The organism is Rhodoplanes roseus, assembly GCF_003258865.1.
GTDB lineage: Bacteria > Pseudomonadota > Alphaproteobacteria > Rhizobiales > Xanthobacteraceae > Rhodoplanes > Rhodoplanes roseus.
On the sequence record NZ_NPEX01000561.1, the window covers coordinates 1 to 1,395 of the forward strand.

Annotated in this window: 2 protein-coding genes; both read right to left on the reverse strand. The window is 72.8% G+C overall.

The features are described 5' to 3' along the window. Positions 1-204: 204 nt before the first annotated feature. Complete coding sequence (locus tag CH341_RS34670) at positions 205-873, reverse strand: hypothetical protein (RefSeq protein WP_170149885.1); 669 nt, start codon at positions 871-873, stop codon at positions 205-207. Further along, on the reverse strand, positions 842-1,395 hold a 554-nt coding region (locus tag CH341_RS31245), incomplete at its 5' end, for a molybdopterin cofactor-binding domain-containing protein (protein WP_210208702.1). The genes CH341_RS34670 and CH341_RS31245, both read right to left, overlap by 32 nt.

A 1,395-nucleotide genomic window follows, 5' to 3' on the forward strand; every position in this document is an offset into this window, starting at 1 on the left:
CCTTACCGTGGGTGGGCCTTTTGATGGCGAACGAGGGAACCCGGGAACGGTTGCGGAAGCGCCTGGAGGCGATCCCGCGTCGAATGTCGGGTGGAGATCGGCGACGCGGCCGACCGATCGATATGAAGTCCAGTCCACATGAAAGGAGGCCCGCCGGTCGGCAGGCCTCCTGAACGTCGCTGTCGATCTGCGCTGTGTCGAGACTCAGCGGCCGGGACCGCCGCCGCCGCCCGGACCGCGTCCACCACCGCCACCCGCACCCGCGGCGGGACCACCGCCACCGGTCGGGCCGCGGCCGCCGCCACCACCCATTCCGGTCGTGCCGCCGCCACGCGGGCCGCCGCCCGTCATGCCGCCGCGCGGCGAACCGGGGGCCACGCCCTGCCGCATGCCGGGACCGCCGCCGTCACGCATTCCGGGCGGGCCGCCGCGTCCCATGCGATCCGGACCGGGACCGCGGCCCATCTCCGGCCGCCCCCGCTGCGGGCCGCCGTCGAACCGCCGATATCCCTCGCCGTAATGCCGTCGCGGTCCGGGACCGCCGCGGCTCCATCCATGCCACCCGAGCGGGCCGCCCCATCCGAAGCCGCGTCGCCACGCGAAGCCGCAGCGGTACCAGCCCGGTCCATGCCAGCCACCGTCGTACCAGCAGTACCGGCGGCCGCCGTACAGGAACTGCACCGACTCCGTGACGTCGATCGCATCGGCTGCCGCGCGTGCGGCGCCCGTCGCGCCCAATGGCGCGGCGTGCAGCGCCGGGCTGAACGAGAGCGCGGCTGCTGCCACTGCGAAACCCAACAGGTGACGTTTCATCTGGTTCTCCTTGTGAGGAGCCAACGCCTCAGCTTCTGCACGGTTCAGCGCCTGCTGCATTACCGATTTGTGAGGTTCGCCTCGCCGCAGCGTCGGCGAGAGCGCGCCACACCGCGAGCGGAGTGGCCGGAAGATCGAGATGTCCGACGCCGCGATCGGCCAAGGCGTCGACGATCGCGTTGACGATCGCGGCGGGCGCCGCGACGGTTCCGGCCTCGCCGGCCGGCTTGGCGCCGACCAGGTTGGAGGCGCAGGGAACGCCGCGCAGCGCGAGGTCGAAGGGCGGCAGGTCGGCGGCGTGCGGCATCGCATAGTCGGCGAAGCTCGCCGCGACGGGCTGGCCCGATCCCGGCTCGTAGACGACCCGCTCGAGCAGGGCCGAGCCGACGCCCTGGGCGACGCCACCGGCGAGCTGCCCGGCCACCACCATCGGATTGACGGCGACGCCCGCGTCGTGGACGGCGCGGTAGTCGAGAAGCGCGACCGTGCCGGTCTCGGTGTCGACCGCGACGACGGCGCCGTGGCGTTTCAGCGAAGATCGCACCAGTGAGCCCAAAAGGCCGTCCCCAAAGCGACGAATGC